Annotated in this window: 11 protein-coding genes; 3 read left to right on the top strand and 8 right to left on the bottom strand. The window is 69.5% G+C overall.

The annotated features are described in order from the left end of the window. Positions 1–3: 3 nt before the first annotated feature. The 4 genes from ACFX43_RS10790 to ACFX43_RS10775 all read right to left on the bottom strand — a co-directional run bounded on the left by ACFX43_RS10790 (position 4) and on the right by ACFX43_RS10775 (position 4,646). Entirely contained in the window at positions 4–1,722 is a 1,719-nt protein-coding gene (locus tag ACFX43_RS10790; RefSeq protein WP_378820466.1) for a glycosyltransferase family 2 protein, read from the bottom strand. Next, a complete protein-coding gene (locus ACFX43_RS10785; RefSeq protein WP_378820464.1) occupies positions 1,722–2,819 on the bottom strand; it encodes a glycosyltransferase in 1,098 nt (365 codons plus the stop codon). Before ACFX43_RS10785 ends, ACFX43_RS10790 begins: the two co-directional genes overlap by 1 nt. A gap of 267 nt (positions 2,820–3,086) precedes the next feature. Then, entirely contained in the window at positions 3,087–4,037 is a 951-nt protein-coding gene (locus ACFX43_RS10780) for an ATP-binding protein (protein ID WP_378820461.1), read from the bottom strand. Positions 4,038–4,097: 60 nt separating this feature from the next. After that, entirely contained in the window at positions 4,098–4,646 is a 549-nt protein-coding gene (locus ACFX43_RS10775; RefSeq protein ID WP_378820460.1) for a CGNR zinc finger domain-containing protein, read from the bottom strand. A 25-nt stretch (positions 4,647–4,671) separates the two neighbouring features. Between ACFX43_RS10775 and ACFX43_RS10770 the strand changes: the two genes are divergently transcribed. Beyond that, positions 4,672–4,866: a hypothetical protein gene (locus tag ACFX43_RS10770; protein WP_378820457.1), complete on the top strand. Its 195-nt coding sequence runs from the start codon at positions 4,672–4,674 to the stop codon at positions 4,864–4,866. A gap of 68 nt (positions 4,867–4,934) precedes the next feature. Here ACFX43_RS10770 and ACFX43_RS10765 read toward each other — a convergent pair whose 3' ends face one another. Further along, positions 4,935–5,510 carry a TetR/AcrR family transcriptional regulator gene (locus ACFX43_RS10765; protein ID WP_378820455.1) on the bottom strand — a complete coding sequence of 192 codons (576 nt, stop codon included), beginning with the start codon at positions 5,508–5,510 and terminating at the stop codon, positions 4,935–4,937. Positions 5,511–5,543: 33 nt separating this feature from the next. Between ACFX43_RS10765 and ACFX43_RS10760 the strand changes: the two genes are divergently transcribed. Both ACFX43_RS10760 and ACFX43_RS10755 read left to right on the top strand, forming a co-directional pair. Beyond that, on the top strand, positions 5,544–5,942 hold the full coding sequence (locus tag ACFX43_RS10760) for a nuclear transport factor 2 family protein (protein WP_378820452.1): 399 nt from the start codon (positions 5,544–5,546) through the stop codon (positions 5,940–5,942). Between the two features lie 119 nt (positions 5,943–6,061). Next, a complete protein-coding gene (locus ACFX43_RS10755; protein ID WP_378820449.1) occupies positions 6,062–7,267 on the top strand; it encodes an acyltransferase in 1,206 nt (401 codons plus the stop codon). Between the two features lie 113 nt (positions 7,268–7,380). Here ACFX43_RS10755 and smc read toward each other — a convergent pair whose 3' ends face one another. From smc to ACFX43_RS10740, 3 genes are all read right to left on the bottom strand, one after another. Beyond that, the gene (gene smc / locus ACFX43_RS10750; protein WP_378820446.1) at positions 7,381–10,923 is read right to left on the bottom strand and encodes a chromosome segregation protein SMC; all 3,543 of its coding nucleotides are present in this window, start codon (positions 10,921–10,923) and stop codon (positions 7,381–7,383) included. A gap of 198 nt (positions 10,924–11,121) precedes the next feature. Then, positions 11,122–12,618: a glycosyltransferase family 61 protein gene (locus tag ACFX43_RS10745; protein WP_378820443.1), complete on the bottom strand. Its 1,497-nt coding sequence runs from the start codon at positions 12,616–12,618 to the stop codon at positions 11,122–11,124. Further along, a complete protein-coding gene (locus tag ACFX43_RS10740) occupies positions 12,615–14,276 on the bottom strand; it encodes a glycosyltransferase family 2 protein (RefSeq protein WP_378820440.1) in 1,662 nt (553 codons plus the stop codon). The genes ACFX43_RS10745 and ACFX43_RS10740 overlap by 4 nt, the downstream gene beginning before the upstream one ends. Positions 14,277–14,322 lie beyond the last annotated feature (46 nt).

Genomic DNA, 14,322 nt, shown 5'->3' with positions numbered 1-14,322 from the left:
CCGTCACCGGCGGACTCGTCGGGCGATCCGCCCGGCCACGCGCCGAGCCTTGCGCACCCCCCGCTCGGCGATGCTCGGCTCGATGTCGATCCCATGGCGCGCGCGGCCCTCGAGCTCGACGATTCGGGCCCCCTCGCCGATGCGTTCACCGACGGCGTCCGCATTGATGACGACCGGCCCGTCGAACTCACCCAGCGCGTCGCGTCCCTCGAACCGCACCCGCCAGCGACCGCCCGAGAGCGCGGAGGTCGGCAGCGCCACCTCGAGCCTGCCCGAAGCGAGCTCAGCGGCGGCGTAGTCGAACGTTCGGCGCCGGCTGTCGTGGAGGAAGACCACCCGGAGACCTTCAGCACCCACCATCGTGTGAGCGAGCCGCAGATGAGCGCGTCCGTCCACGAGCGAGAGCGAAATGGCGGTCACCGGGTCGGTCGCGCCCGCGACCACCTGGCGGAGCAGCTCGGGACCGTCCTCGAGCGCCGTCATGATCCGGCTCAGGCGCCAACCGGGCGTCTCGGCAGCTTCGGCGACCGCCGTGAAGAGGTCGCGATGCTTGAGCACCAGGTCGGCGAGGTCGTCGCCGAGGAGTGTCTCGTCGCTCAGCGAGAGGGTCGCGAAGGCGTTGACGAGCGGCCGTTGGAGCGTACGCAGCGGCACCACGCCACTGTCAGCGACCAGTCCAAGCGTCTCGAGGACATCAGCAACGGTCCGGTCATCCCAGCGGACCTCGTCACCGATCAGCCGGGCTACGGTCGCCCATCTGCCCGACTCGACCAGACGCCAGCCCCATCGCTTCACGTTGTCCAGCTCGTCAATGACACCCTCACCGATGAGACCGACCAGCTCACCGACCAGCAGCCGCGCCGGCTCCAGCGCTGCCGCGTCGATCACCGGCATCCCGCGAAGCGCCCGGACGATCGCCGTCCAACCGTCGGCATCGAAGACCAGCGAGGCGTACTCCGCGCACACCTTCGGGTCACCGAGCGCGACGATCCTGCGGGCACAGCGCAGCTCCTGCTCCAGGTAGCTGATGATCCCCGCCGGCGAGTGCGACTTCGCCGTCATCGATCCCGGTCCGGGCCGGTCGCGGTAGACGTAGACCGTCTCAGTGACGATGTCGAAGCGGGCCATGGTAAGCGCGCGCACCATCGGCTCGATGTCGTTGGAGCGCGAGGCGTCGGGGAACGAGATCTGCGCCGCGTCCCAGAAGTCGCGCCGGAAGACCCGGTTCCAGCATGCTCGGTTGCGCAACGCGGACGGCGCGTCGGCCAGCGTGACCAGGGTGCGCTCCTCGTCGAACGCCGGCCACGCCCGCACCGGCCACCAGACCCGGTCGCTGAAGAGCTTGAAGAACCGGCCGACGACCATGTCCGAGCCGGTCTCCCGCGTCATGCGCAGCATCGCGGCGTACGCCCCGCGGGGCACCAGGTCGTCGCCGTCCGCGAACGCGAGGAAGCGGCCGCGCGCCAGCGAGACACCGTGGTTGCGCGCCTGTCCCCCGCCCTTCCCCGGCGAGCGGACCACCGTCAGGCGCTGGTCGCGGGCGGCGTACGCCTCGGCGATCTCGAACGTCTCGTCGGTCGAGCTGTCGTCGACGACGATGACCTCCAGGTCCACCGGATCGGCGGGCGTGGACTGGTCCTCGAGGATGGAGGAGAGAAGCTCGCCGACCCACAGGCCGACATCGTGCGTCGGGACGACCACGGAAAGCTCCGGTGTGGTCATCAGGCCGCGCTCTCCAGGTCGCCGGCCAGATCGCTCGCCAGCCCGTCAAGCAGCCGCAGGTAGTCGCGCGACATGTCGTAGGGCGTGTACGCACGTGTGAACTCCTGAGCGGCCCGATGCCGCGACTTCTGCCCGTCCAAGGCCTCCAGGATCGCCGCCGCCAGCGCCACCGGCTCATCGGGCTCCGGCGCGTACGACACCACCCACGGCTGGTCGGCGTACTGCCGCGCGACCGGGGTGTCCTCCGGGATCAGGGCGGTGCGGCCGAAGGTGCCGGCGGCCAGCAGCGAGCCGGAGTTGAGGATGCGGCGGTAGGGCAGCGCCACGACGTCACTGGCCCGCATCCAGTCGGAGAAGTCTGCGGCCTCGACGAACCCGAGGCGCTTGACGATGTTGGGCGCCGAGAGCATCTCCTCGACCGTCTCCACGTCGGAGGCGGGCACCACCTTGCCGGCCACGACGAAGGTCAGGTCGGGAACCTGCTCGGCAGCGATCTCTACCGCCCGGCAGAGCACGTCAAGGCCCTTGTACGCCCGGATCTGACCGATGAAGCCGACCGTCGGGACCCCCTGCGGGACCCCGATGCGCTCGCGCGAGGCGGCGTCGTCACCACCGTCGGGGTAGACACCGAGGTAGGACGAGTGCGGCAGGTCGACGACCTTGTCCGGCGGGAGCGCGTAGTAGGCCGCGGTCTCCTCGACGGTGGCCGGGTTGAGCTGGATGATCCGGGTCGCGTAGCTCGCCAGCGCCTTGGCGACCGCGAGCTCGACATCGACGTAGTCGGCCTCGTGAGCGATCGAGTTGTGCACCGTCCACAGCACGTCGGCACCACGGTCACGCAGGCCGCTCAGCACGTCCTCGAACCGGGCCGCGTTGGCCCAGGCCTCCTCGACGCTCTCGCAGCCGGCCGTCACAGGCGAGGTCCAGTGGACGTGAAGCACATCTCCCCGCCCCATGTGCTCCGCGCGCGCCTCTAGCCGGCGTAGACCTCGGATGCCGTCCGTGACATCCCAGCCCGCGGCTCGCGGCGCCACGGTGAGCATGGTCAGGTACGGGTTGCTCGCGTAATGGGGGAACGACAGCAGGGTCGAAGGCATGTGGGGGGTCCTCGAAGGTTTCTCGTTATGACGTGACGCTCCCCCGGACGGACGTCAACATGACGAGACGGGTCTCGCCGGAGCCACCAATTAGCCGGCGGCTGAGGAATTCTAGACGGCTCAAGAGGACCGCCTTTACCAATCAGCGCCATTGCTAGCGCGCGTTGACCTTTTGTTCATTGAACGTTCATGAGACATACGCGTTCATATCGCCGAGGACCTGGTCTGATGCCATATCCAAGTAGCAGTCAGGCGTCAACCACTACATCACCCTGCGCCGTCTCGCGCGTTCACCCATTCGTCGTACGGCACCGGGTCGGCGTCGTTCTCCGCCTGCCCGACGATGCTCTCGGTGAACCAGGTCCGCAGCGACACCATCTCCGGCGTGGAGCGCAGGGTGAGCAGCTGGTGGGTCTCGCCGAGCTCGTCGGCCAGGTTGTCCGCGGCCAGCAGCTCACGCACCACGGCGCCCATCTCGCGGGGAAGGGTCATCTCGATGTCGACGTACTCCAGCCCCGCCGCGGCCGCGTCCAGGGCGGTACGCCGGCCCAGGTGGCGTGCGAAGGCCGGTCGGGTCACCAGCCGCTCGATGAGCTCGCCGAGCTCGCGTGGCGGGGTCGGGCCGTCCTCGGAGTCGATGAGCTGGAGCTCACGGACCAGATCGTCGAGACGCTGGTCGATCTGGAGCCCCAGCTGCACCGGACAGGCGGGAAGCCGCACAGTGACCCAGTCCGCGGGGAGGGCGGTCGGCTCCGGTATCGCCTGCTCGCCGTACTCCACCATGGGAGGCCGTACGTCGTGCTCGACGCCATCGCCGGCGAGCTCGGCCCAGATACGCCGCCCGTCGGCACGTTCCTCGATCCCCCATGACTTCGCCAGCACCGACACGATCACCAACCCACGCCCGGTGGTGCCCTGGCTCTCAACAGGCGGCGGGGCCACGGCCGGGAGCGGGACCAGTGCGCCGTCGTCCTCGACGCTGAGCCGCACGGCCGGTTCGAGGTCACGCAGCCGGATGTGCATGTAGGGGCTGCCGCTGTGCAGGGCTGAGTTCGCCGCCATCTCGGTGATGCACAGGGCGGCATCGTCGACGAGATGCTCACGGCCCCACTCCACGAGACCGTCGGTGACGAATCTGCGCGCGCCCGGCACGCTGGCGGTCTCAGCGGCGAGGCGCACCCGCAGCTCAGGACGGCCACCGTCGTGCACGGACATCATGGGGTCAGTGTGCCTCGCGTCCGCGCCAGCCGTCACCGACTCGACCTGACATTGTGCTGATCAGTAGGTGGTCTGGGAGCGCCGGGCGCGGTGCCGGCGGACCGCAGCACGGTTGGCACAGCGGACAGAGCAGTAGCGCTGGCGTCCGTTGCGGGTCACGTCCACGACCACCGAAGAGCATGGGTCCCCCTCCACCTTCCCCGCTTCGCACCGGCTCAGGCGATGGATGCCCCGAGTGGTCAGGTGCAGTGCCGTGCCCACGCTGATCACCGCTCGCAGCACATCCGGCAGAGAATCGTTGGTGTCGTCGCGGTAGTGGATGTGCCACCCCTCCCGCCCGTGATCGGTCAGCCTCGGGTACGCGGTCGCCTGCGCCATCAGCTCGTTGAGCAACCGCGCCCTCTCCCCCGGCTCCGACGCATCGACGACGCGAAGCCACTCATCGATCACCTGCCGAGTGCGACTGTGGTCGTCCGGAGACTCCGCGAAGTCCATCGTCATCCCGAACTCCCGGGTCCGGGCCTCGATCCCGACCCGGTCCTCGGGCCAGTCGTCGGCCAGCGAAGCGGCCAGGAGCACGGCGTACTCGCCGTAAGGGTTGAGATGCATAAGACCATTACAGCAGAGTGGCGCCATGACCGACAGCGCAACAGAGGAGTCCCGGCGCACGGACGCCACCCACGACCACGGCTGGCTCACCGAGTCCAGCCATCAGACATCGGAGGGCCGAGTCGTCTACGTGCGCTGCGCAGTCTGCGGCGTACGTCGCGTCGACCTCCAGCCTCACCCGCTCCTACCGCCGCGACCGCTGAGCCGCGAGCAGGGGTGAGCGGAGGAGCGTCCCTCCTCCGCCACGGTGCGGACGTTGATCGCGGTCCACGGCTCGGAAGTGCCGTATCAGTCGAGCGCCCGCAGCACCAGTGCCACCGCGCGTTCGCCGCCCAGGGGATGGACGTAAGCCGCGTGCGCGGCCGCGACGATCGCGGCCAGGTCGCGCTCGTCGACGTCCGCATGGACAGCGCCCGCGTCATGAGCACGAGACAGAAGGAGAGCCATCGCGCGATCGAGGTCAGCGACCGGGCCGGACACCGCGGCGTCGACGTCGCCGGCACGAACACGCAGGCGGGCAGCGAGCTCGTGGGTCGCAGCTCCTTCTGTGACCAGGTGCACCAGAAAGGCACGCAGGGCCGCGCCGGGCTCTTCGGACTCCGCGTACGTCGACGCCGTGGCGACAAGATCCTCAACCGCCGCCGCGAGCACCGTCTCGACCAGATCGGCCTTGGTGGCGAAGTGCCGGTGGACGGTGCCTGCGCCGACGCCGGCACGCCTGGCGATCTCGTCAAGGGACACGTCAGGCCCCTCGGCCGTGAACGCAGCGCGCGCCGCGGCCACCACCTTGGCGCGGTTGGCGACCGCGTCCGCACGGAGCGGCGCGCTTGAAGCGGGGCGCGCGCCCCGTTTAGGATCAGTCACGTTCACATACTTCCACGAAGCCCAGGAGCCCCAGTGCCTCTCACTACCGCCGATCGGCTGGCCATCCACGAGCTGGTCTCTTTGCACGGGCATCTGGCCGACGACCGGCGCTCCGATGACCTTGGACTCCTGCTGACGCCCGAGGCGTCGTATGACGTGACCGCCTATGACCTTGGGGTGGTCAAGGGGCTGCCGGCGCTCATCGAGCTCTTCGCCTCCGCGCCCGGCAATCAGCCCGTCGGTCACCACGTCACCAACGTGATCGTCACAGCCGATCCCGATCGCGACGACCGGGCCAGCGTGCGCTCCAAGGGCCTCTCGGTCATGGCGGACGGACGCACGGGCACGGTCGTCTACAAGGACGACGTGGTGCGAACGGCCAACGGGTGGCGCATCAGCGCTCGGATCGTCGTTCCGTCACGGCCAGCCTGAACGCAGCCCACCCCGTGTCCTATCGCCGATGAGCGCGCGGAGGGATCAGGCCCGACGGCCCGCACCGTGAGGACGTACGGCTCTTGGTGTCTGCTCCCGAGACACCGGACTGTGGGGTTGTGGCAGTCAGCGACTCAGGTTCCTTTCGTGGGTCCGCGCCCGGCCGGCATGGTTCCAAGGCCGAGGCGTGGGCCGAGGGACGACGGCTCTACCTGGACAACCTCAAGGTCGCCCTGATCTCCGCCATCATCGCGTTGCACGGCGTGTTGAGCTACGTCGGCTCCGACCGGTACTGGTCGTACGCCGACGTCCAAGAGGTCACCCTCAGTCCGGCGATCGAGGCCGCTGTCGTCGTGGTAGCGGGTCCGTTCGCGCTGTTCATGATCCCGCTGCTGTTCCTGGTCGCTGGCATGCTGACCCCGGGGTCGCTGGAACGCAAGGGCGTAGGTCGGTTCGCAAGGGACCGGTTGCTGCGTCTCGGTGTGCCCTTCGTCGTGTTCGTCCTGATGTTGCAGCCGATGCTCATGTACGCGCTCTACCACCCTCTCGGCGCGGCGCCGGGCTCCTACTGGGAGGAGTTCCTCAGCGACGAGGGTGAGCTCGACGCAGGTCCGCTCTGGTTCGTGGGTGTCCTGCTGATCTTCTCCCTCGCCTACGCGGGCTGGGTCCGGTTGCGACCGTCGTACCTCGGTCGGCACGGGGCGGGCGAGCTCACGGCACGCCACCTCGCGCTGCTTGCTGCCGCGGTTGCCCTGCTGTCGTTCCTGGTCCGCGTCGTGTACTCGTTCGGGAGCGAGAGCGGCTTCTGGGACCTGAACCTGTGGGAGTGGCCGGCGTGCTTCGCGCTCTTCATGCTGGGTATCGCCGCCTCCACGCGGGGATGGCTAGACGCCGTCCCCGACCAGCTTCGCCGTCCTAGTCGGGCCACGACTCTGGTGACCGTCGTCGTCCTGGCCGGCTTCGTAGGCATCGCCAGCGCCCTCGGCGTCGAGGAGCACCTCTGGGGAGGCTGGCACTGGGCCGCGCTCGTGTTCGCCGCGTTGGAGAGCGTCCTTGCGGTGTTCGGTCCGGTGTGGTTACTCGGCGTGGCGCAGCGATACCTGGGCCGACGCATCCGCTGGGCGGGCCCCGCCATCAGCCGCAGCGCCTACGCCGCATTCATGCTGCAAGGCTTTGTCCTGATCGGCCTTGCCGTCGCGCTGCGGCCGCTGCCGGTTCCGGCGGAGGTGAAGGCGCTTGCCGTCGCGACCGGCGGCGTCGCGGGATCGTTCGCACTCGCCTGGCTCGTCATCCGCCGGGTGCCGTACGTGGGTCGCATCCTCTAGGACCCTCCGGATGAAGTCCGCCGGACCCGAGGCGAGGGCGCGCTGCAACGTGCGCTGCGGTGTTCGGATCCAGCGCGATCCTCCGCGCAGTCCGATCGCGTAGGAGCTGGTTGTCAGGCCGGCTGGGCGTCGCGGAGGCGCTGCGAGATGACGGTGGTGACGCCGTCGCCGCGCATGGTGACGCCGTAGAGCGCGTCGCCGACCTCCATGGTGCGCTTCTGGTGAGTGATGACGAGCAGCTGTGAGGACTCACGCAGCTCCTCGTAGATCTCCAGGAGCCGGCCGAGGTTGGTGTCGTCAAGCGCGGCCTCGACCTCGTCGAGGATGTAGAAGGGCGAGGGGCGCGCCTTGAAGAGCGAGACCAGGAACGCTACGGCTACCAGGGACCGCTCGCCACCGGAGAGCAGCGAGAGCCGCTTGACCTTCTTGCCCGGCGGCCGGGCCTCGACCTCGATGCCGGTGGTGAGCATGTTGTCCGGGTCGGTGAGCACTAGCCTGCCCTCACCTCCCGGGAAGAGCCGCGCGAAGACGTGGTCGAAGGCGACGCGTACGTCCTCCCAGGCCTCGGTGAAGACCTGCTCGACGCGGTTGTCGACCTCCTTGACGATGTCGAGGAGGTCCTTTCGGGTCTGCTTGAGGTCCTCGAGCTGCTCGGTGAGGAACTTGTGACGCTCCTCCATGGCGGCGAACTCCTCCAGGGCCAGCGGGTTGACCTTGCCCAGCGCGCGCAGGTTCTTCTCGGCGATCTTGAGCCGCTTGGCCTGCTCGGCACGGACGTAGGCGATCGGCTCGCGCTCGTTGCCGTCCTCGTCGGGGTGCTGCGGGACCAGCTGGTCGGGGCCGTAGTCCTTCACGATCGCCTCGGCGTCGAGACCGAGCTCCTCGAGGATCCGCTCCTCGAGCTGCTCGATCCGCATGCGCTGCTGGGCGCGGGCCATCTCGTCGCGGTGGACGGAGTTGACCAGCTCCTCGAGCTCCTTGCCGAGGTTGCGCAGCAGCGAGCGGCACTCGCGCAGCGCCTGCTCGCGCCCGGCGCGGGACTCCTCGATCTCGGTGCGGGCGCGAGCGGCCTGCTGCACCGAGACCTCCAGACGGTCCAGCGCGTACGCCACCGCGGTCCCGACCGCTCGCGCGGCCTCGCCCTCGCGGCGCATCTGCTCGCGGCGGGCGGCCGCCTTGGCGCGCTGCTCGCGCTCCTGACGGGCCGCGCGGAGCAGTCCGTCGGCACGACCGGCCAGTGCACGGGCACGCTCCTCGGAGGTACGCAGCGCCAACCGCGCGTCCATCTCGCGCTGGCGTGCGTCGCGGGCGGCGGCCTGGGCCAACCCGTCGCGGGCACTGAGGTCGGGCTCGTCCTCGGGGTCCTCCTCGGCCATCGCCAGGCGCTCCTCGAGCTCGGCGAGCCCGGCGACGGCGTTCTCGCGCGCCTCCTGCGCCTGCTCGACGGCGGCCAGCAGCCGCTCGGCCTCGCCGCGAGCCGCACGCGACTGCGCGCCGAACTGGCCGAGCTCCTCGGCGACGGCGGCCAGGGTCGCGTCGGACTCGTGCAGCTTGGCCAGCGCGACGTCGACGCGCTTCTGCGCGGCCAGCCGCTCGGCCTCGAGCCGGGAGGTCTCGAAGGTGGCCCGCTCGGAGACGGCATGGGCCTCGGCGAGCTGGGCGGTGGCCTCGTCGACCGCGGCCTGCACCTCGATCAGGCTGGGCACGCTGGAGGAGCCGCCGGAGGCGAAGTGAGCGCCGATCAGGTCGCCCTCGCGGGTCACCGCGGTGATCTCGGGGTTCTCCGCCGCGAGCGCGCGGGCCGTGGCGAGGTCCTCGACCACCGCGACCTTGTCGAGCAGCCGCGCCACCGCGGGCCGCAGCACCGGCTGGCACTCGACCACGTCCAACGCGTACTCGGCGCCGGCGGGCAGCGCCGGCCATCCACCGGTCTCCTCGGGCGAGCCGCCCAGGAGCAGCCCGGCCCGGCCGAGGTCCTCGGTCTTGAGGTGCTCGATCGCGCCGACGGCACGCTCGGCGGACTCGACGACGACCGCGTCCGACGCGGTCCCGAGTGCCGCCGCGACCGCGGCCTCATAGCCGGAGCGCACCGCCAGCAGCGAGGCGACAGACCCCAGCACTCCCGGAAGGTCGGAGCCGAGCAGCGCGCCGGCGCCGTCCTTGCGGTTCAGACCCATCTCCAGGGCGTCCTTGCGGGCGGCCAACGTCGAGCGGTCCCGGTCGGCCTGCTGCGCCTCGGCCTGCAGCTTGGCCAGTCGCTCCTCGATGTCCTCGAGCGCGGCGGCAGCGGCCTCGTGCTCGGCGTCGAGGCCCTCCTCCCCCGCGTCCAACCCGGCGACCTTGGTCTCCAGGGCGGTGAAGTCGCGCTGGGCCCGCTCGGCGCGTGCCAGCGCCTCCTCGCGAGCAGTGGTCAGGCGCCCGACCTCGTCATCGGCGGCAGCGGCGCGCGACTTGAGCGCATTGACCTGACCGGTCAACCGAGCCAGCCCCTCGCGACGGTCGGCGGCGGCGCGCTCGAGCCCCTTGACCCGGCGTTCCTCCTCGGCCGCGGCATCCTCCGCTTCCTTACGAGACTCGACGGCCTCCTCGAGGGAGTAGCGAAGCTCCTCGACCTCGGCGTCGGCGGTCTCCTCCTGCTCGCGCGCCACCTCGGCCTGGGCCTCGAGCTCCTCGGGGTCGCGCCCCTGGCGCACCTCGAGGTCCTCGGAGCCGGCCGCGTTGCGCACCCGCTCGGAGGCCAGCGACTGGGTGCCGCGCAACCGCTCGCGCAGGGAGTTCAGCGCGAACCAGGTCTCCTGCGCGGCGGCCAGCGCCGGCAGGTCCTCGCGCAGAGCGGCCTCCAGGACCGCCTCCTGCTCGCGTCCCTCCGCGATGGTCTCCTCGACCTCGGCACGCCGGGCCAGCAGCGCACCCTCGTCGGCGAGCTCCTTGTCGAGCTCGGTCTTGGCGGTGACCAGGTCGTCGGCGTAGATGCGGGCCTTCGCGTCGCGTACGTCCATCTGCACCGTCTGCGCCTGCCGGGCGACCTCCGCCTGGCGGCCGAGCGGCTTGAGCTGGCGGCGGATCTCGACGAGCAGGTCCTGGAGCCGGTCCAGGTTGACCTGCGTGGAGTCGAGCTTGCGCAGCGCCTTCTCCTTGCGCTTGCGGTGCTTGAGGACGCCGGCGGCCTCCTCGATGAAGCCGCGACGGTCCTCCGGGGTCGCGCGCAGGATCGTGTCGAGCTGGCCCTGGCCGACGATGACGTGCATCTCGCGGCCGATGCCGGAGTCCGAGAGGAGGTCCTGGACGTCGAGCAGCCGGCACGGGCTGCCGTTGATGGCGTACTCCGATCCGCCGTTGCGGAACATCGTGCGCGAGATGGTGACCTCGGCGTACTCGATCGGCAGCGCGCCGTCGGTGTTGTCGATTGTCAGCGAGACCTCGGCGCGGCCCAGCGGGGCGCGCCCGGCCGTACCGGCGAAGATGACGTCCTCCATCTTGCCGCCGCGCAGGCTCTTGGCGCCCTGCTCGCCCATGACCCAGGCGAGCGCGTCGACGACGTTGGACTTGCCCGAGCCGTTGGGGCCGACGATGCAGGTGATCCCCGGTTCGAGCTCGAGGGTCGTAGCGGAGGCGAACGACTTGAAACCCTTCAGCGTCAGACGCTTGAGGTACATCGGCTTCTCCCCCGGCTCAGGACCACGTGGTCGTACACAGTTCGCAACACATCAGCGTGGCTGAGGTGAGCCAGCAAATCTAATCGCCGCTGCTCAGGGGAACCCCAGCGGGTCGAGGATAACCCGCGGAGGTCACTCATCGACGGACGTCGAGCTCGAGCCTGTCGCCGGCCACCCGCCACAGGTGACGCCCCGCCTTCAGCGCCGCACCGACCACGCAGCCAACCAGCCCGGAGCCCACGGCCGATCCACACTCCCGACGAGCTGGAGGAGAAGGCTCAGGTCGACGGTGTTGTCGGATACGACCATGGCCCGATAGTCGACCCCGAGGTGCTTGGACCTGAGATAGAAGTTGGGTTTCACGAACGTCGAGGGAAACAGCTCCACGAGCCGGGTGCCGGAGCGGGAGAAGACCAGGTTGGTGAGGCCGGCACCGTGTGGGGCGACGATGACGTCGGCGGCGCCGAAGACATGTGCCTGCTCGTCGATGTCCAGGTCTTCGGCGTAGACGATCTGGTAGCCGAGGCGGGCGAGGGCACTCTCGACGTCGGCCTCGTTGTCGAACGAGCGTATCGACCGGGCCCGGGAGAGGTAGACGCGTCGGTAGCGGCGGTCGATGTCGCCCGACCCCAGTGCGCCGAAGAAGTCATAGACCCAGCTCGCCCACAGGAATGGCGGCGGGTCCGGCCAGTAGGCACAGGCGACGAGGGTGGTCTCGAGATCCTTGGCGGCGACCAGGCGGGACGGATCGAGCCCGAGCCGCTCGAAGACGAACGGCAGGACACCGAAGCGGTCCTCGACGTAGACGATCGGGACGTGGTCGGGCACCCGGTGGACGCTCCGCAGGCCAGCCGCCGTCTCAGCGATCGCGTGATAGTAGTTCACGTAGTTGTGCGCGAACGGCAAGACGTACGCAGCAGGGATCTGGTCAGTGACGGGCGCGGCGACGTTGAGGCTGCTGGCCTTGGCGTACCGGGAGGCGCGGATCACGCGGGTACGGCGCTGTCCGGTGAAGGCCGTGGCGACATCTTCGTCGCTGATGCAGAAACGCACGTCTCGGGCGAGGAAGACCCGCTCGACGTCGGTCTCGGTGTGCCCGCGGTCGAACCCGGCCGCCAGCAGGGCCTCGCGCTGGTCGACCGGCAGCGCGGCGAAGTCCTGGTCGAAGGTGGACGGATGATCCCCGATCCTCGACCCGGTCTGGAAGCAGACCAGGTCTGCCTCGGTGTCGAGCGGAAGGCGATCTGGCATCGGACGGCGCTCGAACTCGCGCGCTTCGGTGAGCCGGACGAGCTCGTATGCCCCACTGTCGACGTGCTTGGTGAACTCCTCGAGCTGGCGACGCACGCCGTCGATGACGCTCTTGGCGCTCTCCAACCGCTGGTCGCCGCCGGGGAGCAACCCGAGCTGCTCCACCTCGCCGACCACTCCGGCCGCCAGATCCTGCAACCCGTAGAAGCTGAGGAAGCGCACGGCGGCGTTGAACCCGCTCCCGTCAAGGGTCCCGTCCGGCCGGACCAGACGGTCAGCAACGAGACGACCGGCACCGTGCTGCAGGGCCTCGGCGGCGATCAACAGTCCCTCGTCAGGACTCCGCCCGCTCTGCTGGCGCCACGCCTCGAGCGCGGCTACGGCTCCGGCGACGTCTCTGGCCTCGACGAGCCCTTGAATCTGCTCCTCGGTGATCCCGTTCATGAACGCCGCAGACCGCGCGCAACCCGCCCGACCTTGCTGCGGACGCGGCGCTTGATGCCCAGCGCCTCGGCGCGTGCCTCGGCGACCTCGGCGCGCTTCCGGTTGGCGTGTGCCCGGTTCCTGACGTTCTCGATCCGCTGGCGTGCCATCGCCAGCTGTTCCCGCAGATCGGCCACGGCCAGGTCACTGTCCCCACGGGTGATCTTCTTGACCGGCTCGGCCGTGCGAAGGTCGACGAGACCGAGCTCCTTGCTGGAGCGCCACTCGACGCCCCACACGGCGTCGAGGGCCTCGATGGGGCTGACCGTCTCGGAGGCGTATCGCAACGCCCGGCTGTAGGCCTGGGTCGGCCTGATCGTGAGAACCTCGGACTGCTCGACACCCTCGGGCGGGAAGTAGTTCACCACGCCGAGGTCGTTGCCGTAGACGTCCCGCATGATCTCGTTCAGCGCACTGGGTCCCAGTCCGAGGGTGACCGGTACGTCGAGGCGGTAGGGCGAGGGGAAGACGTCGTCGGGGTCGTCCTCGACCATCGTCACGCGGCCTTCGCAGCGATACCACTCCTGCAGTAGGTGAAGCTCTACCGCCACGTCGGCGAGCACCCGACGGCGCCCGGTCTCCAGCGTCGACCAGGGACCGACAAGCAGCACCTGCAGGTCGGACTCGGTCTGGTTGAGCAGCATGTCTACGCAGCGCCGGGCCACCTCGGCGGTGTCGATGTCGACCTTTACCACCGCGGTGACGAACGGCACCTCCCACTGCCGGTTCGTCGCGGCGCGCCGGTAGCGCGGGATCGGCATCCGCTGCGCGAAGTGGACGTCGTTGAAGTGAGCGACCTCGCGGCCCTTGTCCTGCACCGTCGCACGACCCAGGTGATAGGTCTGGGCCGACTGCACCGGAATGAAGACCGCGCCCCGCTGCCAGATCTGGTAGGCGATCTCGGTGTCGTCTCCGAGCTTCAGCTCAGGACGCTGCCCGAAGGTCTGCTCGTAGACCGAGCGGGTGACCGTGGCGCACGCCCCCATGTGCGTGGAGTAGTTGCGACCACCGCTGGCGTTGAGGTCGTCGGTCTCCTCGTAGATGTCCAGCGACCAGTGCCGGTGCAGAGTCTCCAGGTCGTGGTGCTTGCGGATCTCGCCGGATCTGACCTCATCGAAGACCTGCTCAGGAGTGAAGTCCCACTCCTCGACGAACCCCTTGTGGCCGATGGTCGCCGCCTCGGGGATGAAGTGCGCCCACTTCGCGTGCTCACGCACGTTGTCGGAGAAGAGGATCATGTCCGAGTCGACCCAGTAGATGATGTCGCCGTCGGAGGCCTCGATACCGATCTGCAGCGCGTTGGAGCGTCCCCAGCCCTCGCCGAGCTCCTCGTGGACTCGGATCAGTCGCGTGTTCTTCGGGGCGTACGTCCCGATCTCGACCGCCGGCTCACTGCCGTCGTCGATGACGATGACCTCGAGGAGCTCCTCGGGATAGTCCTGCGCCGCGAGCGAGGCGAGGGTGAGATCGAGGGTCTTGGAGTTGAAGGCGGCGGTCACCACCGAGACCTTCAGCGTCGGCTCCCAGCCGTCCGGGACGGTGCCGTCGAACACGTCGCGCCATTGGTTCTTGAAGACGACGTCGCTGAGCGCGGGATTGGGGGTCAATGACTTCGGCATGGAGTCCTTCTCTGGGCCTTCTGTGGGGGTTCGCTAGGGGGTTCTG

This window comes from Nocardioides sp. YIM B13467, from assembly GCF_042788075.1.
Classification (GTDB): domain Bacteria; phylum Actinomycetota; class Actinomycetes; order Propionibacteriales; family Nocardioidaceae; genus Nocardioides.
Note: the sequence above shows the minus strand (reverse complement) of the source record. Positions and strands in the feature narration are given on the sequence as shown.